A 24,130-nucleotide genomic window follows, 5' to 3' on the forward strand; every position below is an offset into this window, starting at 1 on the left:
AGCAATTTCGATTGATTTCTGCAGGTCCCGGGCCGATATACCAGGCTTCACCCGATGAGGACCGAGAAGCCATGGCCGCCGACAAGAATGCATTCGTCTGGGAAGATCCGTTCCTGATCGAGGACCAGCTTTCGCAGGACGAGCGTATGGTGCGTGACGGCGCGGCCGCCTTTGCCGCCGACAAACTGGCTCCCCGGATCGAGGACGCCTACCTCAATGAAAAGACCGACGCCGGCATCTTTCGCGAGATGGGCGAGGCGGGCCTGCTCGGCATCACCATCCCCGAGGAATATGGCGGGCTCGGCGCGAACTATGTCACCTACGGGCTGGTTGCGCGCGAGGTTGAGCGCGTCGATTCAGGCTATCGCTCGATGATGTCAGTGCAGTCGTCGCTGGTCATGTATCCGATCAATGCCTATGGCTCGGAAGAACAGCGCAAGAAATTCCTGCCGAAGCTGGCGTCGGGCGAGTGGATCGGCTGTTTCGGTCTCACCGAGCCGGATGCGGGCTCCGATCCTGGCGGCATGAAGACACGCGCCGAGAAGACCGCCAATGGCTACAAGCTCTCGGGCTCGAAGATGTGGATCTCCAACGCGCCGATCGCCGATGTCTTCGTCGTCTGGGCGAAATTGAAGGGCGAAAGCGGCAAGGACGAGATCCGCGGTTTCGTGCTGGAAAAGGGCATGAAGGGCCTTTCGGCGCCCAAGATCGGCGGCAAGCTGTCATTGCGGGCGTCGATCACCGGCGAAATCGTGATGGAAGGCGTGGAGGTCGGCGAGGACGCGCTGCTGCCCAACGCCAAGGGGCTGGGCGGGCCGTTCGGTTGCCTCAACCGGGCCCGCTACGGCATTTCCTGGGGATCGATGGGTGCCGCGGAAGACTGCTGGCATCGCGCCCGCCAGTATGGCCTCGACCGCAAGCAGTTCGGCAAGCCGCTGGCCGGCACGCAGCTTTTCCAGAAGAAGCTCGCCGATATGCAGACCGAGATTGCCTTGGCGCTGCAGGCCTCCCTGCGGGTGGGCAGGCTGATGGACGAAGGCAAGATGGCGCCGGAAATGATCTCGATCGTCAAGCGCAACAATTGCGGCAAGGCGCTCGACATCGCCCGCCAGGCGCGTGACATGCATGGCGGCAACGGCATCCAGATCGGCTACCACGTCATGCGCCACGCGCAGAATTTGGAGACCGTCAACACCTATGAGGGCACGCATGACGTGCACGCGCTGATCCTGGGACGGGCGCAGACGGGTATCCAGGCGTTTTTCTGAGCCGGGGCAGCGGGACGCAGGCCAGGGCGCGCCTGAAGGGTTGCTGACTGCCCTAACAAATACCGCGGGTAAGAGGACCGCCTTCCCCCACTCCGTCGCCGCTTCGCGGCGCCCCCTCTCCCCCTTCCGGAGGGAGAGGAAGGGAGCTGGCTGGAATCAGTTCGCGCCCTTCCTCTACCCCGTCGATAGGGGGAGAGGTGGCTCGGCGAAGCCGAGACGGAGTGGGGGTCGGCCTCCTCGGTCGGAAAGGCCCGGCGCATCAAAACAAGCCGTCCGATTGCGTGCAGCGCAACATCTCTGCTTGGAGAACGGCTGCTATTTGTGTCAGGGTCCGGCGAGTTCGTTTGAAACGCTGGATTCCGGGGCCCCATGGCAATTCTGGCAGCCGTCTATCATCTGACCCATTACAAATATGACCGGCCGGTGGTGCTCGGGCCGCAGATCATCAGGCTGCAGCCGGCGCCGCATTCGCGCACCAAGGTGCTCAGCCATTCGCTCAAGGTCGAGCCGGCAAACCATTTCGTCAATCTGCAGCAGGATCCCTACGGCAACTTCCTCGCCCGCTTCGTGTTTTCGGAGCCGGTGACGGAACTGAAGATCGAGGTCGACCTCGTCGCCGACATGACGGTCTACAATCCGTTCGACTTCTTCGTCGAGCCGTCGGCCGAAACCTTCCCGTTCGAGTACCCGGAAGAGATCCGCGATGATCTCACCATCTACCGCACGCCGGAACCGGCTGGTCCGCTGCTTGCCGCCTTCCTTAGCACCGTCGACACCAGTGCGAAGAACACCGTCAATTTCCTCGTCGATCTCAATGCCAGGCTGCAGCGCGAGATCGCCTATATCGTGCGCATGGAGACCGGCGTCTACTCGCCGGAGGAAACGCTGGCGGCGGCCAAGGGATCGTGCCGGGATTCGAGCTGGCTGCTGGTGCAGATCCTGCGCAATCTCGGCATCGCCGCACGCTTCGTCTCCGGCTATCTGATCCAGCTCAAGCCGGATTTGGTCGCGCTCGATGGGCCGCCGGGAACCGCTGTCGACTTCACCGACCTGCATGCCTGGTGCGAGGTCTATCTGCCCGGGGCCGGCTGGATCGGCTTCGACCCGACCTCCGGCCTGCTCACCGGCGAAAGCCACGTGCCGCTCGCCGCCACGCCGCATTTCCGCAACGCGGCCCCGATTTCCGGCATGGCGAGCTTCGCCAATGTGGAATTCGGCTTCGAGATGCGGGTCGACCGCATCGCCGAGCATCCGCGCATCACCAAGCCGTTCTCGGATGAAAGCTGGAGCGCTCTGGATGCGCTGGGCAAAAAGGTCGACGCCGCGCTTGTCGCCGGTGACGTGCGGCTGACGATGGGCGGCGAACCGACCTTCGTTTCGATCGACGATTTCGAGTCGGCCGAGTGGAATACCGCGGCCGTCGGCCCGACGAAGCGCGAAAAGGCCGATGCGCTGATCCGCAGGCTGCGCGAACGCTTCGCTCCCGGCGGCTTCCTGCACTATGGCCAGGGGAAATGGTATCCGGGCGAAAGCCTGCCGCGCTGGACGTTCTCGCTTTACTGGCGCGCCGATGGCGAGCCGGTGTGGAGCGACCCTTCGCTGATCGCGCTGGAGAACAGTTCGGCGGATGTCGGCCCCGAACAGGCCGAAAGCCTGCTGGCCGCGATTGCCGGCGAGCTCGGCATCGACAAGGCCATGGTCAGCGAAGCCTATGAGGACCCAGCCGAATGGCTGCTCAAGGAAGGCAAGCTGCCGGAGAATGTCGATCCGTCCAACTCAAAGCTGGAGGATCCCGAAGAGCGGAGCCGCATGACACGCGTGTTCGAACGCGGCCTGACCAAACCGTCCGGCTATGTGTTGCCTGTGCAGCGCTGGAACAGCCAGGCGTCGGGGCCGCGCTGGCGTTCGGAGAGATGGAAGACGCGGCGCGGGCGGCTGTTCCTGGTGCCGGGCGATTCGCCTGTCGGCTATCGCCTGCCGCTGGGGACGTTGCCCTATGTGCCGCCGGCGCAGTTCCCCTACATCGTTCCCGTCGATCCGTCGGTGCCGCGTGGCGCGCTGCCTGCGCGGGAAGCCATGCTGTCCTCCTCCGCCCCTGCCGAACTCGAAGGCGCCGACGAAATGGCGCGCCGCCAGCAGCCGGCCTCGTTCACGGCCGCCAGCGGCCAGCAGGACCGGGTCGAACAGGAGATCACGGAGATCGGCGGCGCGGTGCGTACCGCGCTTTCGGTCGAGCCGCGCGACGGAAGGCTCTGCGTGTTCATGCCGCCGGTCGAGGCCCTCGAGGATTACCTCGAACTCGTGGCCGCCGCCGAGAATGCGGCAAGGGCGATCGGGCTGCCGGTGCATATAGAGGGCTATGGCCCGCCGCATGACCCGCGCCTCAACGTCATCCGCGTCGCGCCCGATCCGGGTGTCATCGAGGTCAACATCCATCCGGCCTTCAACTGGCAGGACTGCGTGGCGACGACGACGGCGATCTACGAAGAAGCTCGTCTGACGCGCCTCGGCGCCGACAAGTTCATGATCGACGGCCGCCATACCGGCACCGGCGGCGGCAACCATGTTGTCGTCGGCGGCGCGACGCCCAATGACAGTCCGTTCCTGCGCCGGCCCGATCTTTTGAAGAGCCTGGTGCTGCAATGGCAGCGGCATCCGTCGCTATCCTACCTGTTTTCTGGCCTGTTCATCGGCCCGACCAGCCAAGCGCCGCGCTTCGACGAGGCGCGCCACGATTCGCTCTACGAACTCGAAATCGCCATGGCGCAGGTGCCGCATCCGGACAAGGGCGGTGCGCCCTTGCCGTGGCTGGTCGACAGGCTGTTCCGCAACCTGCTGACCGACGTCACCGGCAACACGCACCGCTCGGAGATCTGCATCGACAAGCTGTTCTCGCCGGATGGCCCGACCGGCCGGCTCGGCCTTGTCGAGTTCCGGGGCTTCGAGATGCCGCCCAACGCGCGCATGTCGCTGGCGCAGCAATTGCTTGTCAGGGCGATCATTGCCCGTGCGTGGAAGAACCCGCTCGACGGTCGTTTCGTGCGCTGGGGCACCTCGCTGCACGACCGTTTCATGCTGCCGCACTATGTCTGGGCGGATTTTCTCGATGTGCTCGACGACCTAAACCTGAACGGCTTCGAGTTCCGGCCCGAATGGTTCGACGCCCAGCTCGAATTCCGCTTCCCGTTCTGCGGCGAGGTCCAGCATGCCGGCATCAAGCTGGAACTGCGGCAGGCGCTGGAACCGTGGCATGTCATGGGCGAGCAGGGCGCGATCGGCGGCACGGTGCGCTTCGTGGATTCCTCCGTGGAGCGGCTGCAGGTGAGAACCGAAGGTCTCAACCCGGAGCGCCATGCCATCCTCTGCAACGGCCGCATCGTGCCGATGAAGGTGACGGACAATCGCGAAGTCGCCGTGGCGGGCGTTCGTTTCAAGGCCTGGCAGCCGGCGTCGGGCCTGCATCCGGCGCTGCCGGTCAACACGCCGCTGGTGTTCGACATTCATGACCGCTGGTCGGGCCGGGCGGTGGGCGGCTGCGTCTATCACGTCGCCCATCCCGGCGGGCGCAACTACGATACCTTCCCGGTCAACGGCAATGAGGCGGAGGCACGGCGGCTCGCCCGCTTCGAACCGCGCGGCCACACGCCGTCTGCCTACGTGTTGCGCGAGGAGCAGCCGGCGGAAGATTTCCCGATGACCCTTGACCTTCGACGGCCGGCAAGAGTCTGATCAGCGATGGCAAAGGGGAATCACAAAAGGATACGCGGCAATCCGCGTATCCACGCCCTGCTGGAGCATTACCAGCCGATCGAAGGCGTCGTCGACGAGATGGTCGATGCATCGGGCAATCCCCGCCCGGTCTGGAAAGATTTCATCGAGGCGCTCGACGAAGTCGGGCCTGAAAAGCTCGCTCAGCGCTTCGCCCGCGCCGACCAGTATCTGCGCGATGCCGGCGTTTACTACCGTGTCTATGACAAGGCCGGCACCAATGAGCGCGAATGGCCGCTGGCGCATGTGCCGCTGCTCATCGAAGACGGGGAATGGCAGGCAATCAGCGCCGGTCTCATCCAGCGCGCCGAGCTGTTCGAAGAGACCATCGCCGATATCTACGGACCGAACCAGCTGGTCGAGAAAGGCATTCTGCCGGCCGGGTTGATCGCCGCCAGTCCCGAATATTTGCGGCCGATGGTCGGCATCAGGCCGGCCGAAGGCCATTTCCTGCATTTCTGCGCCTTTGAGCTCGGCCGGGGGCCGAACGGGGAGTGGTGGGTGCTCGGCGACCGCACCCAGGCGCCGTCGGGCGCCGGCTTTGCCCTGGAGAACCGCGTCGCCACGACGCGGGCGCTGTCGGATATCTATGGCGAGATGCATGTGCACCGCCTGGCCGGCTTCTTCCGCCGCTTTCGCGACGCGCTGATCGGCATGGCGAGGGAGGGCGACGGCCGCGTCGCCATCCTGACGCCGGGGCCGCTCAACGAAACCTACTACGAACACGCCTATATCGCCCGCTACCTGGGCATCATGCTCCTGGAAGGCGAGGACCTTACGGTATCCGATGGCAGGCTGATGGTGCGCACGGTTTCAGGCCTGACGCCGATCAGCGTGCTGTGGCGGCGCCTCGACGCGGCGTTCGCCGATCCGCTCGAACTGCGCCCGGATTCGCAGATCGGCACCCCCGGGCTGGTCGAGGCGATCCGTCATGGCGCGGTTTCAACCGTCAATGCACTGGGATCCGGCTTGATGGAGACGCGCGCGCTGCTCGCCTTCCTGCCCAAGATTTCGCGCGCCTTGCGCGGCGAGGAGCTTCTCTTGCCAAGCGTGGCGACCTGGTGGTGCGGCCAGGCGACGGAGCGCGCGCATGTGCTGGCCAATATCGAGCGCATGGTGATCGGGCCGGCGCTGTCGACGCGCCTGGCCTTCGAGGACGACGAGCAGACGAAACTCGGCTCGGCGCTGACGGACGGGGAGCGGGCAGAGCTGGTGGCGCGCATCGAGCGCGATGGGGGCGACTTCGTCGGCCAGGAAGCGGTGACGCTGTCGACGACGCCGGTCTATGTCGACGGTTGGCTGGAGCCGCGGCCGGCCAGCCTGCGGGTCTATCTGGCCCGCACGCCGGAGGGCTGGACGGTGATGCCGGGCGGTTTTGCCCGCGTCGGCCTGTCGCTCGACCCGACGGCGATCGCCATGCAGCGCGGCGGCCAGGCGGCCGATGTCTGGGTGGTCAGCGAGAGGCCGGTCGAGCGCGAGACGCTGCTGCCGCAAGAGAGCGACAGCTTCACCCGCACGAGGCCCGGCAGCCTGCCCAGTCGCGCGGCGGAGAACCTGACCTGGCTCGGCCGCTATATCGAACGCTCCGAAGATACCGTGCGCATCCTGCGCGCCTATCATGTGCGGCTGGCCGAAACCTCCGATCCCGACATGCCGCTGCTGGCCGATGTCAGGGATTATCTCGAACCCTTCGGCATCGACGTCGAGACGGCGATCCCATCGGCGTTGATCGGTACGCTGGACAGCGCGGTCTACAGCGCCGGCCAGATCCGCGACCGCTTCTCCCCGGATGGCTGGCTGGCGCTCAAGGACCTGTCCAAGACCATCCACCAGTTCGCGACGACGGTGGCGCCTGGCGACGACGCCACCAGGGCGATGACGGTGATTTTGCGCAAGCTCGCCGGTTTTTCCGGCCTGCTGCACGAGAATATGTATCGTTTCGCCGGCTGGCGCTTCCTCGAGATCGGCCGCCGCCTGGAGCGCGGCATCCAGATCGCGCGCACGCTGTCCCGGCTGACCAGCGCCAATGCGCCGGACGGCGCCCTAGACATGATGCTGGAGATCGGCGACAGCGTGATGACCCACCGCCGGCAGTATCCAGTGCAGACCGGCCGGCGCACGGTGATCGATCTCCTGGCGCTCGATCCGCTCAATCCGCGCTCCATCCTGTTCCAGCTGGAAAGGCTGAAGGCCGAGATCGGTCTGCTGCCGGCGCTGGGCGGGCAGGGGCACATGTCGCCGGCGGCCAAGGCGATCCTGCAGCTCAACACACAGATCGCCATAAAGGAGCCTTCGGACATGACGCCAAAGGCGCTGGACGCTCTCGCGACCGAAATAGGCAGCCTCTACAACAGTCTCGCCAAGGCCTATTTCGGGTAAACAGGGTTCGCTGAGTGTCGCACGGTCATGCGAGACGAACCTGCGCCAAACCAGAAAAGTAGCGCATGCTCTACGATATCAGGCTTCATCTGCACTACGACTACGCCGCGGCGGCCGGCGGAAGCCGTCATCAGGTCCATGTGCTGCCATCGACGATTGCAGGCGTGCAGCGCGTGATCGCGGCTTCGCTCTCGTTCGCTCCGGCCCCCACGGAACGTTCCGATTTTCTGGACTTCTTCGGCAACAACGTCACCTCGATCGCCTTTCGCGACGCGCATGACGCACTCGACATCAGGATGAGCGCGCGCGTGTCGGTGGCTCGGCCCGAGCCCGGGCTGGACGTGTCGCCCGACATTGACCGGCTCCGACGGGAACTCGGGTCCGTGCGGTCGCTGGCGCCGACTTCGCCGCACCATTTTCTGGCCGGCAGCAGCCATTCGGGCATCGATGACGCGATAACAGCCTATGCGAGGGAGAGCGTCGGCGGTTCCGCCACGGCCATCGCCATGGACCTGTGCAATCGCATCCATAGCGATTTCACCTATGACGGCGACGCGACCACGGTGCGCACCAAGGCCAGCGATGCCTTCAGGCTGAAGCGCGGCGTTTGCCAGGATTTTTCCCACATCATGATCTCGGGCCTGCGCGGGCTCGGCATTCCGGCGGGCTATGTCAGCGGCTTCCTGCGCACCATTCCGCCCAAGGGCAAGCCCAGGCTAGAAGGCGCCGACGCCATGCATGCCTGGGTCAAGGTGTGGTGCGGCCGCGATGCCGGCTGGCAGGAATTCGACCCGACCAACGGCATGCGGGCCAGCAACGACCACATCACCGTGGGATATGGCCGCGATTATTCCGACGTGGCGCCGATCGTCGGCGTGCTGAAAACCACTGGCGGACAAGTCGGCGAGCAGGCTGTCGACGTCATTCCCGTTGAGCTCGAAAAGGCTTGACGGCAGCCCGCGACGCGGGCGGTCATCCTTTGGTCCATTTAAGTTGATAAGATGCTTCTCAAACCTCGGCGTGGCAGCTATTCTGAATTCGCTGCGACGGGAACAGTAGTTTTAGTCTAGATGCGCATCGGCGCGGAGTTTTTTTATTGAAATCGGTCAGCGTCGTCATTCCTGCCCACAACGCATCGACAACCATCGCAACAACGTTGGCTTCGCTCGGCAGCGAAGCCAAAGTCATCGGCGAGATTCTGCTGGTCGATGATGCATCGACCGACGGCACGGCCGATGTGGCGCGGCAGGCCGCGGCGCGACTTTCCCTGCCGCTGCGCGTGCTGCCGGTCAGTTGCCGCGATGCCGGCGCCGCCCGCAACGTGGCACTGGCTGAGGCGGTCCATCCCTGGGTGTATCTGATCGATGCCGACGATTTGCATCTGGCGGGTGGATTGCGTGCGCTGTTGGCTCGCGCGGAGGAACACTCGACAGCCGACATGATCGTCGGCGCCTATCGGCGCCGGGTGAATGGCCAGGATCGGCAGATCAAGGTGCCGAACGGCTATCAGGCCGCGTGCCTGGCAAACGCTTCGGCCTATGTGAAAGGCGACATACGCTCGGTCGCCGTCGGCAGTGTGCTGGCGTCACGGCGCCTGATCGGCGAAACACGGTTTCCAGTGGGGCTGGCTTATGACGAGGACACGCTGTTTTGGGCGCGGCTGATGAGCAAGGCATCGCTGGCCATGATCCAGCAGCCGGTGATGGTCTATGAGGTTTCGCCGCAACGGTCCGACGACCGGTTCATGATCGATCCGGTGCGCCGCTTCCTGCAATGGCGCCGGCATTTGCGCACGCTGACCGATTGCACCATCCCGATGTCGGCCCTCAAGACCAGGGAAGGCGTCGTCGCCCTCAAGATCGCCCGCGTCCATTATGCGCGCGGCGACCTGGACGTCGCGGCGCGCTTCCTGGAGGTGGCCGCGGCCGCGCCGAAGCGGCGATCGGATGCTTGGCGCTGCCTGCGCTACAGGCTCAAGATCAATTCGCGGCGCCGGTTCTCAAGGCCGCCAATCCGCCTGCAAAGTGCCTTGTGACAGCAAGGCCGCATCTGGCGGTTGTCGTGATAGGTTGTCGCGCGCCGGCAAGCATCGTCGGTTCGGTCAGATCGCTTTCAGCCCAGGGCGTGCCTCTCGAGATGCTGGTGGTCAACTCCGGCGGAGGAAATGCCAAAGCGCTTCTCTCGCATGCCGGCGTCGATGTGCCGGTGATCGAAATCGCCCAGCAGGTGTTTGTCGGCGCCGCGCGCAATATCGGGATCGCGGCCACGACGGCGCCCTTCGTTGGTTTCCTCGCGGACGACTGCCTTGCCTGCCCCGGTTGGGCCGAAGCGCGAATTCGTCGCCATCTGGCCGGGGCAGCCACGGTTTCCAGCGCCATTTCAAACAGCCATCCTCGAAATGCGTTTGCGTGCGCCGCATATCTCGCCCTGTTCGCGCGCCGGCTTCCCGGCCTTCCGGCGGAACTGGCGCTGCGCTACGGCGTGTCTTTCGACCGCCGCCTGTTTGAAGAATACGGCCTGTTCGACGAGTCGATGCGCGTTGCCGAGGACACGGAATTTCTCAAAAGGCTGCCACGGGAACTCGAGCCGGTCTGGGAGCCGGAAGTGAGGACGATCCACCGCAACGAAACGCGACTGCATGGTTTGCTTCTTGACCAATACAGACGCGGCTATCGCAGCGGTGCTTATTACATCGGGACATCTGCAGCAAAACCCTTTCGGCTTGCCCGCGCCACTTTCAGGGACCGCCGGCAGATCCGAAAGCTGGCCAGGATTGGACTGTCCGGATCGGAACTGGCCTGCGCCAGACGTTCGATGCCCATCGTCTGGCTGGCTCTGTTGGCGAAGTCCGTCGGCCTCTATTTCGGCGCCCACCGTCACCTGAGAAAAATGCGGCGACTGCAGGATGATTACTAGCCACATGAAGCCAAGGCGTTGGCGTCGGGGACGATTGTTTTGGACCCGTCAGAGGACGATCGCGGTCTTCATCGTTACGATGCACATCTGGTGCCCGACCTGATCGCCAATATTGACCCGATTGTTGATGGCTGGATCGCGTTGAACGACCGTCAAGCGAAGGTCATTTCTTGACCAACACATAGCATTTCAGACGCTCTTCGGAACCGGCAGCCTGTCCGGTGCTTATCTTCGGATATTTCGGTGGAGCCGACATGCTGGACAAATCAGGGACGCATATTGGAGGGCCGGTCGCGCAGGAGGGTCCCGTATCGGGGCGCCAGCAAGGCGCTGTCTTCGACACCGCGCTGACCTATGTCAGCGATGCCGAGCCTGGTATCCGCCGGGTCAGCAGTGGCAAGGGATTCTCCTACAGGAAGCCGGATGGGCGGCCGGTATCGAACATCACCAGGGCGCGCATCGAGGCACTTGTCATTCCCCCGGCCTGGACGGATGTCTGGATTTCGCCAGATGCCGATGGTCACATCCAGGCGACGGGCAGGGATCAACGGGGGCGCAAGCAGTATCGTTATCACACCAAGTGGGCCGAGGAGCGCGACGGCGCGAAATATTCGAGCCTCGTGGCCTTTGCAGAAGTCCTGCCGGAGTTGCGGCGCCGGATCGACGCGGATCTGCGCCGACACGGCCTGCCGCTCGAGCGCGTGGTCGCCGCGATCGTCTGGCTGCTCGACAACACGATGATCCGGGTCGGCAATGCCGCCTACGCCCGTGACAACAAGAGCTTCGGGCTGACCACCCTGCGCGACCGCCATGTCGATATCACGGGCTCAAGCCTCCGTTTTGCCTTCAAGGGCAAGTCGGGCAAGGAATGGCGGCTGAAACTGGTCGACCGCCGCATCGCCGGGATCGTGCGGGGAGCGCAGGATCTGCCAGGCCAGAAGCTCTTCCAATATCTCGGCGAGGATGGCAGGAGGCGCCCCGTCCGCTCCGAGGACGTCAACCGATATATCAGGGAGGCCGCTGGTCCCCGCTTCAGCTCCAAGCACTTCCGCACCTGGGGCGGCACCATCCACGCCGCTTCGCTGTTTGCGCAGACGGAAATGCCCGAAAGCCAGACGAGGCAAAATCGGGTGATGAACGGGGTCATCGACAAGGTGGCCGAACGGCTGGGCAACACACGCGCCGTCTGCCGCAAATGCTACATCCATCCCCAGGTCTTCGAGGCCTGGTCGGAGGGGCGGCTGTTTGCCGAGATGGCGCAGGCCAACAAGCGCAAGCGTGCGATAGACGGTCTCGACGACGAGGAAGCCCTCGTGCTGCGCTGGTTGAAGATGCACGAAAGCTGAAAAAGCATTTGGCGGCGGTCAATCCACGGCCGTCGAATTTCTATCGACGCCATGTCGGGATCGGTCCTACTGTTTCGTCCTTTGCTACAGAAAAGGACCACCGATGCTTTATGCCATCCTCTGCTACGCCTCCGAAGATGTCGTCAGTTCCTGGAGCAAGGCTCAGGAAGACGAAGTCATGGCAAAGCTCCTCGACGTGCAGGACAAATATGCCCAGGCAGGGCGGCTCGGTCCTGTCGCTCGCCTGTTGCCAACGACGGCGGCGACGACGCTGAGAAAGGTCAAGGGCGAAGCTGTCGTCATCGACGGGCCGTTCGCCGAGACCAAGGAGCAATTCCTGGGATTCTATACGCTGGAATGCGCTGCTCTCGACGAGGCTGTCGAGTTTGCCCGCGAGCTTTCCGAGGTCAACCCGAGCGGCGGGTCCTATGAGATCCGGCCGGTATCGGTGTTCAATCCGAGCAAGGTCCAAGCATGACCGAACTCGCCTGGATCAGCTCGGCCATCAGCGCAGCCCGCCCGCGGGCGATGGGTGCGCTGCTGCGCTATTTCCGTGATCTCGACACCGCGGAAGAAGCCTTCCAGGATGCCTGCCTCAGGGCTTTGAAGAACTGGCCGCAAAACGGGCCGCCGCGTGACCCCGCGGCCTGGCTGATCCTTGTCGGTCGCAACAGCGGCATCGATGCCGTGCGCAAGCGCGCCAAGCAGGCGCCGCTGCCGGAGGAAGACCAGATTTCCGACCTGGAAGATGCCGAGAGCGATGTCGCCGAGCGTCTGGACGGCGCGCACTACCGCGACGACATCCTGCGGCTGCTGTTCATCTGCTGCCATCCCGACCTGCCGGCGACGCAGCAGATCGCAGTGGCGCTGCGCATCGTGTCCGGCCTCACCGTCAAGCAGATCGCGCGCGCCTTCCTGGTTGGCGAAAGCGCCATGGAACAGCGCATTACCCGCGCCAAGGCACGCATCGCCGAGGGCGGGGTGCCGTTCGAAACGCCGGGCGCCGTCGAGCGTTCGGAACGGCTCGCGGCGGTCGCGGCGATGGTCTACCTGATCTTCAACGAGGGCTATTCGACAAGCGGTGGCGAGGCGTCAGCCCGCGCGCCGCTGTGCGAGGAGGCGATAAGGCTGGCCCGGCTGTTGCTGCGGCTGTTCCAGACCGAACCGGAGATCATGGGACTGACGGCGCTGTTGCTTCTGCAGCATGCGCGCGCACCGGCTCGATTCGACGAAAACGGCGAAATCGTTCTGCTCGACGAGCAGGATCGCGGCCTCTGGAGCCACAAGATGATCGAGGAGGGGCTGGCGCTGGTCGACAAGGCCCTGCGCCACCGCAGCCCCGGCCCCTACCAGGTGCAAGCGGCTATCGCCGCGCTGCATGCACGGGCCGAAAAGGCCGACGATACGGACTGGGTGGAGATAGACCTGCTCTATGGCTTGCTCGAACAGATGCAGCCGTCGCCCGTGGTAACGCTCAACCGTGCGGTCGCTGTCTCCAAGGTGCGCGGCCCGCTGGCGGCGCTTGCCATGATCGAGCCGTTGGAACAACGGCTGTCCGGCTATTTCCACTTCTTCGGCCTCAAGGGCGGACTGTTGATGCAGCTCGACCGCGGCGAGGAGGCCCGGATTGCCTTCGACCGTGCCATCGCGCTTGCCAACACGGCGGCGGAAGCGGCCCATATCCGCATGCATATCGACCGGCTGATGAAGGACGGCGCCGTGCGCGACCCTGTGCGTCAGGCCCGCTGAGCCCCGTTTGCGCGCTGGCTCAATCGTGCCATGCGGGCTTGGACCATGCCGGGGTGGCGATTTTCCCCTGAAACGAGTAATGCCACGCCATGACTTTGCCTGAGGTGCCTTCGGCACGGGCGAAATGGCGCGAGGCGCTGGGCAAGCGGATCTGAAAGGAACAAATATGACGATAGCGAAGGAAACGGCCGAGCTGCTCGCGAAACTGGGTGTGGCCAACGAGACGCTGGTCGGCGGCGACCTGATCGTGCGCAGCCCGGTGACCGGCGAGCAGATCGCGGCGCTGAAGACGATTTCTCCCGCCGATGCGGCCAAGACCATCGATGCCGCGCACAAGGCCTTCCAGGCCTGGCGCATGGTGCCGGGTCCCAGGCGCGGTGAACTGGTGCGGCTGCTGGGCGAGGAACTGCGCGCGCACAAGGCCGAGCTAGGGCGGCTGGTGTCGATCGAGGTCGGCAAGATCCCGTCCGAGGGCCTCGGTGAAGTGCAGGAGATGATCGACATCTGCGACTTCGCGGTTGGCCTGTCACGGCAATTGTACGGCCTCACCATCGCCACCGAGCGCCCGGGCCATCGCATGATGGAAACCTGGCATCCGCTTGGCGTCGTCGGTGTGATCTCGGCCTTCAACTTCCCGGTCGCGGTATGGTCGTGGAACACGGCCCTGGCGCTGGTCTGCGGTGACGCGGTGGTGTGGAAGCCGTCGGAGAAGACCCCGCTCACGGCGCTCGCCTGCGAGGCGATTCTCAAGCGGGCGGTCAAGCGTTTCGGCGCGGACGCGCCCGAGGGCCTGGCGCCGGTGCTGATCGGTGACCGCGCCGTCGGCGAAATCCTGGTCGACCATCCCAAGGTGGCGCTGGTGTCGGCCACCGGGTCGACGCGCATGGGCAGGGATGTCGGCCCGAGGTTGGCAAAGCGCTTTGCCCGCGCCGTGCTGGAGCTTGGCGGCAACAACGCCGGCATCGTGTGCCCTACCGCCGATCTCGACATGGCGCTGCGGGCGATCGCCTTCGGCGCCATGGGCACCGCCGGACAGCGCTGCACCACATTGCGGCGGCTGTTCGTGCATGAGAGCGTCTATGATGCCCTGCTGCCGCGGCTGAAGAAGGCCTATCAGAGTGTCTCGGTCGGCAATCCGCTGGAAACCTCGTCGCTGGTCGGCCCGCTGATCGACAAGGCGGCATACGAGGCCATGCAGAAGGCGCTGACGGAAGCCTCCGCCCGTGGCGGCGAGGTGACCGGCGGCACGAGGGTGGAGAATGGCTATGCCGACGCCTATTATGTGCATCCGGCGCTAGTCGAAATGCCGAAGCAGGTCTCGCCGGTGACGGAAGAGACCTTCGCCCCAATCCTCTATGTGATGCGATATTCCGATTTCGACGCGGTACTCGAGGAGCACAATGCGGTTGGGGCCGGACTGTCGTCGTCAATCTTCACGCGCGACCTGCAGGAATCCGAGCGGTTCCTGGGTGTGGATGGATCGGACTGCGGCATCGCCAATGTCAACATCGGCACCTCGGGAGCCGAGATCGGCGGTGCGTTCGGTGGTGAGAAGGAAACCGGCGGCGGACGCGAGAGCGGTTCGGATGCCTGGAAGGCGTATATGCGCCGTGCCACCAACACGGTGAACTACTCCAAGGCGCTGCCGCTCGCCCAGGGCGTCTCCTTCGACATAGACTAAGTCGCCGGGGCTTTGCCTCGATCACGCGGGCAAGAACCAAAAAGCAAACCGGCCGATGTTTCCATCGGCCGGTAGTCGGAATTAAACGCTAGACCGACAGCGCAATCAGCTGCAGACCCGAACTTCCTCGATCACCCTGCGGTGGTGGCGCCAGTGCTTGACCAGTTCGGTGTGGCAATGGCGACGCCAGTGATGGCGACGATTGCCGTCATTGTAGCCGCCGTACTGATCGTCGTTGTTGTGATGGCGGCGGACGACGATCTGGCCGTTGCCGTCCTGGTCGTCATTGTTGTGGTGACGGCGAACGACGATCTGCCCATTATCGTCGTCGTTGTTGTCGTCGGATTGAATGATGACGCTGGCGGCCAGGACCGGGCCGCTGATTGCGGCTGTCGTGGCCAACGCCAACATGGAAGCAAGAATCAGATTTTTCAAAGGGGTGTCCTCCTGCGGTTAAGTCAGCACCTAAACTCGCGGCAGGACTTAGCGTTCCACCTTGGATTAGTAAGTTCTTGAAAGCCGATCCTTATCGGCAGACCCGGCTAGAGGCGGACAAACGCGGTCAAGGGCAGGTGGTCGGACGCCACGCGAGACAGCGGGGTGTCATGTGCCTCGACCGCCGAGATCATGCCCTGGCGGTTGGCCATGATGCGATCGAGCGCCAGCAGTGGCAGGTTGGACGGGAAGGTGGGGACGGCCGGCGGCAACGGGCCGAACGTCACATGCAGCGTGTTCAGCGCCGAGCGGTTGCCGAGCCGCCATTCATTGAGATCGCCGAGCAGGAGGGTCGGCTTCGAGTCCGGGCTGTTCATGATGTCGAGCACGACGCGGGCCTGCTGGGAGCGTGACCTCCGCAGCAAGCCGAGATGCGCGGCGATGACCCGCAGGGTCCGGTTTCCGTCAAGATCGATCTCCGCGACCACGGCGCCGCGTGGCTCGAGCCCCGGCAACGTGATCTGGTGCACGTCGCGGACCACGCCCTTCTTGAACAGCAGCACGTTGCCGTGCCAGCCATGGCTTTTGCCATTGGCTGAAATCGGGACGGGCACAAGGCCGGTCTCCAACTCGAGGCGGGACAGGTCAAGAAGCCCGTCGCGGTCGCCGAACCGGTTGTCGGCTTCCTGCAGCGCGATGACATCCGGGTCTATCTCACGGATGACCCGGCTGGTGCGTTCGGGATCGAACTTCCTGTCGATGCCGATGCATTTGTGGACATTGTAGGAGGCAACGAGCGTGGTGGTAGCGCCCATTTTCTCGGGCGCCGCGGCGTTTGCCTTGCGCATTCTCCTGTCGCGGATGGATAAAAGCATGCTTGCCGGCAGGCTGCGTCCAGGTCTCTGCATATGCGCGCTGCTCGTCCTCGCTGGCTTCAACTCAGAAGCCGGATACAACCAAAACAGGTTCAGTCTGCCTATGTTCCATTCCCACCAGTGCCTACAGATAGGGTGAACCAAGCCACATTACCCGGTCGAAGAGCCGGGTGAGGAAGGGCCGGGCCCGCAGGGCCTCGAGCGTGACCGGCACGGCGGAAGCGAGCGCCGCCCCGATCCTCGCCTCGATTTGGCTGGCAAATCCGGCGTCGAGGATCTCGAGGTCGATCTCGAAATTCAGCCGCAGTGACCGGGCATCGAGATTGGACGAGCCTACATAGGCCCAGACGCCGTCGATCGACAGCAGTTTCGAATGGTCGAACGGTCCCTCGGTGCGCCAGACGCGGCAATAGTTCTTCAGCACCTGGTCGAACTGCGCGGTCATGGCGCGGTCCACCAGGAACAGGTTGTTGACCGCCGGCACCACGATGTCGATCTCGACGCCGCGCCGGGCGGCGGTGATCAGCGCGCTGATCAGTTCGCGGTCGGGCAGGAAATACGGTGACATCAGGCGGATCGATTTGCCGGCGACGGAGAAAGCGCCGATCAGCAGCTTGTGGTTGGTCTCGTTGCTGGCGTCCGGACCCGAGGCGACGGCGCGCACCAGCATCGGCACGCCAGGCGCCGGCCATAGGGGGATAATTCGCCAGGCATCGCCCTGGAGGGCCTCGTTGGTGGTGAATCGCCAGTCCTCCGCAGCGATCGAAAAAAGATCGGCCACGACCGGTCCGGTCACCCGGAAATGTGTGTCCTTGGCGGTGTTCGACCCGGCGAACTCGGCCGAGAAACCCTTGCGGATGTTCATGCCGCCGGTGAAGGCGACCGCGCCGTCGACGACCAGGATCTTTCTGTGGGTCCTGAGATTGGCATAGGGCAGGCGAAGGCCCATGACGATGTTGCCATTGAAGACGTCGGCCGGAATATCGGCCTTGCGCAGATGGCCGAGGATGCTGGGGACGGAATAGCGGGCGCCGACGGCATCGATCAGCACGCGAACGATAACGCCGCGCCGGACGGCGCCGGCGAGCGATTCGACGAAGAGCAGGCCGACGGCGTCATTGTCGAAGATATAAGTCTCCAGCAGGACACTGCGCTCGGCGCCATCGATCGCGGCGCACATGGCGGCATAGGCCTCGTCGCCGGTCTCCAGCATCTCTATGCCATTGCCCGGGTTGAGCGTGCGCCGCGCGACCCTGTCGCCCAGCGTTCTGAGGCCCATGAAGCGCTGCCCGTATCGCTCGGCGATCAAGGCTTCTTCGGCCGCCACATCGAGCTGGTGCTTCGCGGACACGACGCCATCGGCGAACGGGCGCTGTGCGCTGATGGTGGCGCGACGGATGCGGTTGATGCCGGCGACAGCATAGATCAACACGCCGAGGATAGGCGACAGCACCATGACGCCAACCCAGCCGGTGGCCGCGCGGACATCATCCTTAGTCATGACGGCGTGGACGATGCCAACGGTCGACATCACCACCGAGATGATCGCCAGGATATGAGGCCAGTGAGTCGCCAGGGTTTCCAACATGGCCGGACTATCCGGCGGGCAGTCGCGGAAGGCAATGCGGCCGATGATCCGGACCGCTTATGCACTCACCGCTTGCGCCTTCGCCCCCTTCCCGCGAGGCCCGAACAACGACAGGGGGCAAACCCAGAAGCATCGGCGTTCGGGCATACAGCATGCCCCGGCTTAGGGCGTCATTAAGCATGCCAGTCAAAATGGCTATGTGTCGTACGGGCCGCTTTGGTAACGAAAGCCGCACGGCTGCGGTTAATACCGCCGCCGGGCTAAGGAAAGCCGGTCAGACCGACGCTCTTCAGGCAACTTTCCAATCAAAATCAACGCCATCCACCAAATGCCCGGGTTGCTCGCGCGATCCGTTGGACAACAATTTTTTAGATATTCGACCTTACTAAACAAACGAGCGCCAGTCGGAACGGCAAGAGGTAAGCTTTGTCCTTCAACATAGACCTGATCCGGATTCTGGGCTCTCTTGCGCGCGACCGTCGCGGCAATGTGCTCATTGTCTCCGCGCTTCTCATGCCGGTGCTGATCGGCATGGCCGCTCTTGTGACCGAATATGGCGGGGCCCTGGTCGAGCAGGCGGACAACCAGCGCGTTGCCGACCTTTCCGCCTATGCCGGCGCACTGGCTTACAACGCCACGAAGTCCACCGACCAGATGACGGCGGCCGCGGTCAACGTGGCTGTTCTGAACGGCGTACCTTCAACCGATGTCCAGGCAGCGCTCGTGGCTTCGCCGAAAACCGTTGGAATAAACGCCGTTTCCGTGTCGATCCGCACCCACAAGAACCTGTTTCTGGCACGCGTGCTGGACCGTCGCCAGGAGCTGCAGATCTACGCGGGCTCCGTCGCCGAGGTTGGTGCCCAGGCGCAGACGCCGGGCTGCGTGCTTGCCCTGGACGCGACCCAAACCGGCGTCACGCTGTCGGGCGGCACGGCCATCAGGGCCCCGAGCTGCACGGTGTCGTCGAACAACACCGTCACCGTCCCCTGCGGCACGACCATCTCTGCCATTGGCGTGAATTACAATTCGGCGGCGGCGCCGACCCAGCCTTGCAGCGGCATCACCGGCCCCAACAACACGGCCGCCATCATCGCCAAGAAGTCCACCACCGATCCGCTGGCCGGGAACGCCGCGGTGACGAGCGCCGTAGCCCGCCTCACCAGCGTGGCCGCGCTTACGGCAACCACGACGCCAGCTGCGCCGACAAACACCACCGGGACCAACATCGATTTCGCATGGGACCAGACGGCGACCAAGAACGCCGCGGTTACCGCCGGGTGCACGGCGTCCTGGTCGCAGCCGACCTGGACATTCAGCTGCGGCACCAAGACAGTGGTCAACCTGGGAAATGTCACCATCGGCGGCGGCATCAACCTGAACTTCGCGGTGGCCGGCGCGGCGACAACCACCTACAATTTCGCCGGCGACTTCACGTCAGCCGCCACGACAAATTTCGGCCCAGGCATCTATAATTTCGCCAAGACCCTCACCACCGCCGGGACCACGACATTTGGCGCCGGCACCTACAATGTGGGCAAGCTGGTCACCACTGCCGGCACCACCACCTTCGGCGCCGGCAGTTTCAACTTCACCAAAGGTCTTGCAGCCAACGGCGTCACAACTTTTGGCGCGGGAACATTCAAGATCGGAATAAGCGACAGCAACTGCGGGGCGGCACGCGTGAGCGTCTGCAACGGCGGCGGCGCGAAATTGACGTTTGGGGGACCGAGCGTTTTCGAACTCCCCGGCGGCTTCAACAATACCGGGGGCGCCACGCTCACCTTCGGCTCCGGCACATCCAACAGCTACAAGATCGGTCCGGGCAGCAATGGCGATGCCATAACGCTCGCGGGTGGCGCCACGATCATCATGGCTGACGCCACTGCCGTTGGTAGCGTGTTCCAGGTCGCTGGAAATGTGAATGCCGGAGGCGGCGGCAGCTGCTTTGTCATTCCGGCCGCCGCGCAGCATGACATTGCCGGAAATTTCATGGCTTCCGGCGCGGTGGTGTTGGGCGCCGGTGTGTACACCGTGGACGGATATTTCACACTCGGTTCCAACGGCGGCGGCAGCGCCAACTGCAATGGAAGCACAATCAGCGTCAGCGGCACCAATGTGACCCTGGTCTTGTCGGGGAAGACAAAATCCAGTTCGGGAAGCTGCACAGGCTACGTCTTTTGCGTCGCGGCCGGTTACAGCAACATCTCGCTGACCGCGCCGCAGACCGGCGCCACGGCAAAGCTGGCGATCATCGGCCCGACCTCCAGCAGCAACACCGGCGGCGCCACCTTCGCCGAGGGCGGATCCAATGCGCAGATCTCCGGCGCATTCTATTTTCCCTACGGCCCGATCATCATGAATGGCGGCTCGAGCATACTGGGCTCTACAGACGCAAGCAAATGCCTGCAGCTTATCGGATCGCGCATCACGCTTTCCGGCGGCACCGCAGCCACATCCGAGTGCATCGCGGCGTCGGGGGCCACCGCCACCAGCAAAGTGAGCCTTGTGCAATGATGTCCCGCTTCGATCGTGGTCTGGCGGAAGCCTTCCGCCGCTCCTTGTTCGCACGCTTCCTGCTTCGTGAGACCACCGGCGTATCGGCGGTCGAGTTCGCGCTCGTCACGCCTATATTCCTGCTGATCCTTGCCGGCACTGTCGACATCGGCGGATCGCTCAAGGCCAAGTTCGAACTCAGTTCTGCCGTGTCGGCCGGCTCGAACTATGCCCTGCTCAATGGCGACAAAGTCAGCTCGGCCGGCGGCGATGCTCTGGCCAGGAGCATCATGGGGGTGGCAGCGAGCGGGGTCGGCGGCAATGGTGGCAACGTGCAGGTCGTCATCAACAATGGCACCACGATCTCACTTGATGCCAGCACATCCCAGGCGACCGAGAGCGGAACCGCTTCGAACGCCGATCTGTGCTACTGCCCGACGCGGTCCGGAACCACCCTGACCTGGGGAGCGGCGAAGACATGTGGCTCCACCTGCACAGGTGGTGGAATGGCTGGAAAATTCGTTACCGTTTCGGCAAGCAAACCCTATACGCCGCTCTTTGGGGGGTTCGGCATTGTCACCAACGGCAACATCACGGTCCGGTCGGTCGTGCAGCCAAAATGAGACGTCGCCGTTCTTTCCTCAGGGATACTTCCGGCGCGAATGCGGTGGAATTCGCGCTGCTTTCGGTACCCTTGCTGTTGATGCTCCTGGGCGTCGTTGAATTCGGCAGGATGTACTGGACGCAGCATGTCCTGGAGGAGATAGCCAACGCGGGAGCACGCTGCATCGGTGTGCTGCAGAGCGGGTGCACGAAAAATGGCGCCTACGATTCCGCAAATACGATCAGCTACATCAGCGGCAGGGCTGCGATCGGCGGCATCCCGCTCACCAGCGCCAACATCGTCGTGAACAACAACACAAGTTGCTCCGGACTTACCGGCTTTTCAAGCGTCCAGGTCACCTACACCTTCGTGACCATGCTGCCTAGCTTCCTCTCATCGCTGGCCAACGGACCCCATCTGAGCGCCAGCGCCTGTTTTCCGAACCAGGGCGCATAGCGCTTTTCGAACCGCGCTGAACTCAAATTCCATTTCGCAGGCATGGGTGCCTGGGGCTTGGCGCGATCGATGCGGCCGGCCTCTTTTTGAGACCGGCCGCTTTCACAGACAGTCGCGCGTCAGGCCGAATGATACAGCCGGTGTTCGATAAACGAACTGCCGCGCAAGGCATGGATCGTCTTGGCGAGAGCCAGCACCGCCAGGTCCGCAAGCGGCTCGACGATGATCACCAGCATGTAGGCGCCACCGAAGCTGGCGATCGAGTGGACATTGTCCGCCCCGAAGCCCTGGCCGTAGAGCGCCCAGAAAGCAACCCAGGCAACGATGCCTGCCTGGTAGCTGGTCGAAAGCGCCAGGGCCTGGCGATATCTGAGGTCCACGTAAGGCGTGGCGGGCGTGATGACGCGCCCGGCCAGTGCACTGAGTGCGAACAGCGGCACGAGCAGTGTGGTGACGTTCATGCCATATTGCGGCAGGTCGAAGGGTGCAAAGAACAGGCCCTGGATCAGCAGCCCCAGCGCCAGCCCGATCGCCGCCGGCGCCGCGCCGAAGATCAGGAACAGGGTCGATCCAAGGATCAGATGCACTTCCGAGACGCCGACGGGGTAGTGCGGCAAGGCCTCGAAAAAGCAGAGGACAAGAGCGGTCGTGACCGCGCTTCTTACAAGCAGCGGCAGAGGTCCGCTTTCCTTCGCGGTCTGCCATGCGAGTTTGAGCGCGTAGGCTCCCGCTCCGGCAGCCGTTACGTAGCTCAGCCAGATCTTGGCATCGCTGACCAGTCCAGGTTCGATATGCATTTCAGTTCTCCTTTGCCGTCTCACCCGACGGCGTTGAGGTTGATCGATGCTCACGGTCGGTCTCCTGACTCGCGGGTCGATGCTGATTTCCGTCTTCCCAGCCGTCGAAAGACGGCCAGTGACGCCGTGGAAAACAGCTCGCCGCATACAGTCGCGGGGGCGGTCGGGTTTCGGCTGTCGACGCTCCGTTCCCATTCTCCGAAGGGTGGTCCGGGAAACCGTGTGCGCCGGCACTATCGGATGAGCGAGGGCAGTGTGCAGGGCGACGTCCTCATCCTCTTGGCGTCGCCGATCTTGTGTGTGGAGCGGAGGCATGGCGGCCCCGAACGACATCGCGACCGCCATTGATTTCAAGCCTGCGCCGGCTGGAAGCCGACCTCCTTGAACCGCCTGGGCAGGAGGAAATCGATGATGGCGAAGGCGATGATCGCGATGCCCGTCAGCGGAAAGATGACCGAGACAGCCAGCGCGATGATCGCGATGCCGATGGGCAGGCGATGGTTCCTCGGGTAGAGCGGCGCGCCGAGACGGCCTGCCGGCCGGCGCTTCCACCACATGACGATGCCCGACAGCGCCATGGTGATCACTGACAGGCAGAACAGGACGTTCAGCGCCGTGTTCCACCAGCCAAGGTTGGCTTGATGCAGGGCGATGCCGGCTGCCATCGCCTTCCCGGCCAAGCCGTAATCGGCGAAGCGGACATCGGCGAGGATCTTGCCGGTGAAGCGGTCAATATGCACCGTCCGGTCGCCGAACGGGTTGTGGGTATCGCCATCCATGGAGTCGGCGGAGATCGTGTAGACGCCGTCGTCACCTTGCGGGGCATTGATGCGGAACTGCTCGGTGAAGCCGTTGGCGCGGGCAAAGGCCGCGACCGTGTCGAGATCGACCAGCGATCCCGCCGGCAGTCCAGTCGCACCGGCTTCGGATCCGGACATGGGCATCGGCGTCTGCTCCAGCGTCCACGGCACTTCCTTCATGGCGCCGTGGTTCATGCTGGCATGGGTCTTGTCGGAAAGCGGAACGTTGTCCCATTTCGCGGCCGGGAACGTGCTCCAGGCCTGCACGATCCGGGTGCCCCAGATGCCGGTCCAGGACAGGCCGGAGAGCAGGAAGAAGAAAAGCACGACCGATATGTAGAAGCCGAGGGAGACGTGCAACTCCTTCCAGAATGGGCGCCCCTTGGCGCGTAAATCGGGGATCAGGATCCGGTTCAGCGAACGGCCGTTGCGCGGCCACCACATGTAGAGGCCCGTCAGGATCAGCACGATGCCGAGCCCGGCGGCGACCTCGATCAGCCGGTCGCCGACATCGCCCAGCAGCAGCGTGCCGTGGATGTGGTCGGCCCAGTAGAACCAGGTGTCGTCCTTGACGATCGTATCGATCGCCTTCGCTCCATGCGGGTCGACGGCGACGACATTGTCCTTGTCGTTGCCTTTGACGATGAAGACGGTGGCCCGGTCCGGCTCCTTGGGAACGACCATCAGCTTGAGCGAGCCGCCAGGAATGGCAGCTATGGCGGCCTGCGATTGCTCGACATAGGATGCTCGCTCTCCGCCCGGCGCTACATGGTGCTTGGCGCCGAGGAAGGTTTCGATGGAATTGCCGTAGACCATGATCAGGCCGGTGCAGGCGAGCATCAGCAGGAACGGGATGACATAAAGGCCGGCGTAGAAATGCCAGCGCCAGATGGCGCGATAGAGCCGGGTGCCGGCCAGCGCATCCGGCGCGGCGGCAAGGGTTGCGGAAGACATGGATGGACCTCTCCAGATGGC

At 63.9% G+C, this 24,130-nt stretch carries 18 protein-coding genes and 1 riboswitch; of the genes, 13 read left to right on the forward strand and 5 right to left on the reverse strand.

The window, feature by feature from the left end:
• Window positions 1-71 precede the first annotated feature (71 nt).
• From WC739_RS01250 to WC739_RS01295, 10 genes are all read left to right on the forward strand, one after another.
• The gene (locus tag WC739_RS01250; RefSeq protein ID WP_372951186.1) at window positions 72-1,268 is read left to right on the forward strand and encodes an acyl-CoA dehydrogenase; all 1,197 of its coding nucleotides are present in this window, start codon (window positions 72-74) and stop codon (window positions 1,266-1,268) included.
• Window positions 1,269-1,637: 369 nt separating this feature from the next.
• Window positions 1,638-4,997 carry a DUF2126 domain-containing protein gene (locus tag WC739_RS01255; RefSeq protein WP_372951187.1) on the forward strand — a complete coding sequence of 1,120 codons (3,360 nt, stop codon included), beginning with the start codon at window positions 1,638-1,640 and terminating at the stop codon, window positions 4,995-4,997.
• Window positions 4,998-5,003: 6 nt separating this feature from the next.
• Window positions 5,004-7,415 carry a circularly permuted type 2 ATP-grasp protein gene (locus WC739_RS01260; RefSeq protein WP_372951188.1) on the forward strand — a complete coding sequence of 804 codons (2,412 nt, stop codon included), beginning with the start codon at window positions 5,004-5,006 and terminating at the stop codon, window positions 7,413-7,415.
• A 65-nt stretch (window positions 7,416-7,480) separates the two neighbouring features.
• Window positions 7,481-8,365 carry a transglutaminase N-terminal domain-containing protein gene (locus tag WC739_RS01265; RefSeq protein WP_372951189.1) on the forward strand — a complete coding sequence of 295 codons (885 nt, stop codon included), beginning with the start codon at window positions 7,481-7,483 and terminating at the stop codon, window positions 8,363-8,365.
• A 146-nt stretch (window positions 8,366-8,511) separates the two neighbouring features.
• Window positions 8,512-9,450 (forward strand): glycosyltransferase family 2 protein, encoded by a 939-nt coding sequence (locus WC739_RS01270; protein WP_372951190.1) that lies wholly within the window; start codon window positions 8,512-8,514, stop codon window positions 9,448-9,450.
• Entirely contained in the window at window positions 9,366-10,331 is a 966-nt protein-coding gene (locus WC739_RS01275; protein ID WP_372951191.1) for a glycosyltransferase family 2 protein, read from the forward strand. Before WC739_RS01270 ends, WC739_RS01275 begins: the two co-directional genes overlap by 85 nt.
• A 254-nt stretch (window positions 10,332-10,585) precedes the next feature.
• Window positions 10,586-11,677 (forward strand): DNA topoisomerase IB, encoded by a 1,092-nt coding sequence (locus WC739_RS01280; protein WP_372951192.1) that lies wholly within the window; start codon window positions 10,586-10,588, stop codon window positions 11,675-11,677.
• 103 nt (window positions 11,678-11,780) lie between these two features.
• On the forward strand, window positions 11,781-12,155 hold the full coding sequence (locus tag WC739_RS01285; RefSeq protein WP_372951193.1) for a YciI family protein: 375 nt from the start codon (window positions 11,781-11,783) through the stop codon (window positions 12,153-12,155).
• Window positions 12,152-13,426, forward strand: coding sequence for an RNA polymerase sigma factor (locus tag WC739_RS01290; RefSeq protein ID WP_372951194.1), 1,275 nt, complete (start codon window positions 12,152-12,154; stop codon window positions 13,424-13,426). Before WC739_RS01285 ends, WC739_RS01290 begins: the two co-directional genes overlap by 4 nt.
• A gap of 166 nt (window positions 13,427-13,592) precedes the next feature.
• Window positions 13,593-15,107, forward strand: a complete 1,515-nt coding sequence (locus WC739_RS01295) for an aldehyde dehydrogenase family protein (RefSeq protein ID WP_372951195.1) — start codon at window positions 13,593-13,595, stop codon at window positions 15,105-15,107.
• Window positions 15,108-15,212: 105 nt separating this feature from the next.
• Here WC739_RS01295 and WC739_RS01300 read toward each other — a convergent pair whose 3' ends face one another.
• From WC739_RS01300 to WC739_RS01310, 3 genes are all read right to left on the reverse strand, one after another.
• A complete protein-coding gene (locus WC739_RS01300) occupies window positions 15,213-15,542 on the reverse strand; it encodes a hypothetical protein (protein WP_372951196.1) in 330 nt (109 codons plus the stop codon).
• Window positions 15,543-15,649: 107 nt separating this feature from the next.
• Window positions 15,650-16,450, reverse strand: a complete 801-nt coding sequence (locus WC739_RS01305; RefSeq protein WP_372951197.1) for an endonuclease/exonuclease/phosphatase family protein — start codon at window positions 16,448-16,450, stop codon at window positions 15,650-15,652.
• A 91-nt stretch (window positions 16,451-16,541) separates the two neighbouring features.
• A complete protein-coding gene (locus WC739_RS01310) occupies window positions 16,542-18,005 on the reverse strand; it encodes a phosphatidylserine/phosphatidylglycerophosphate/cardiolipin synthase family protein (protein ID WP_372951198.1) in 1,464 nt (487 codons plus the stop codon).
• 426 nt (window positions 18,006-18,431) lie between these two features.
• Here WC739_RS01310 and WC739_RS01315 point away from each other — a divergent pair, with 426 nt between their 5' ends.
• The 3 genes from WC739_RS01315 to WC739_RS01325 are packed head-to-tail and all read left to right on the forward strand — an operon-like array spanning window position 18,432 to window position 21,558.
• Window positions 18,432-20,519 (forward strand): pilus assembly protein TadG-related protein, encoded by a 2,088-nt coding sequence (locus WC739_RS01315; RefSeq protein ID WP_372951199.1) that lies wholly within the window; start codon window positions 18,432-18,434, stop codon window positions 20,517-20,519.
• The gene (locus WC739_RS01320; RefSeq protein ID WP_372951200.1) at window positions 20,516-21,121 is read left to right on the forward strand and encodes a TadE/TadG family type IV pilus assembly protein; all 606 of its coding nucleotides are present in this window, start codon (window positions 20,516-20,518) and stop codon (window positions 21,119-21,121) included. The genes WC739_RS01315 and WC739_RS01320 overlap by 4 nt, the downstream gene beginning before the upstream one ends.
• Window positions 21,122-21,165: 44 nt before the next feature.
• Window positions 21,166-21,558, forward strand: a complete 393-nt coding sequence (locus tag WC739_RS01325) for a TadE/TadG family type IV pilus assembly protein (protein ID WP_372951201.1) — start codon at window positions 21,166-21,168, stop codon at window positions 21,556-21,558.
• A gap of 119 nt (window positions 21,559-21,677) precedes the next feature.
• On the opposite strand, the gene WC739_RS01330 is transcribed toward WC739_RS01325, so the two are convergent.
• Both WC739_RS01330 and WC739_RS01335 read right to left on the reverse strand, forming a co-directional pair.
• Window positions 21,678-22,355, reverse strand: a complete 678-nt coding sequence (locus tag WC739_RS01330; protein ID WP_372951202.1) for an energy-coupling factor ABC transporter permease — start codon at window positions 22,353-22,355, stop codon at window positions 21,678-21,680.
• 36 nt (window positions 22,356-22,391) lie between these two features.
• A riboswitch (cobalamin riboswitch) is annotated at window positions 22,392-22,593 on the reverse strand.
• Between the two features lie 112 nt (window positions 22,594-22,705).
• The gene (locus WC739_RS01335; protein WP_372951203.1) at window positions 22,706-24,109 is read right to left on the reverse strand and encodes a PepSY-associated TM helix domain-containing protein; all 1,404 of its coding nucleotides are present in this window, start codon (window positions 24,107-24,109) and stop codon (window positions 22,706-22,708) included.
• Window positions 24,110-24,130 lie beyond the last annotated feature (21 nt).

The sequence above is a fragment of the Mesorhizobium sp. genome (genome assembly GCF_041661565.1).
GTDB lineage: Bacteria > Pseudomonadota > Alphaproteobacteria > Rhizobiales > Rhizobiaceae > Mesorhizobium.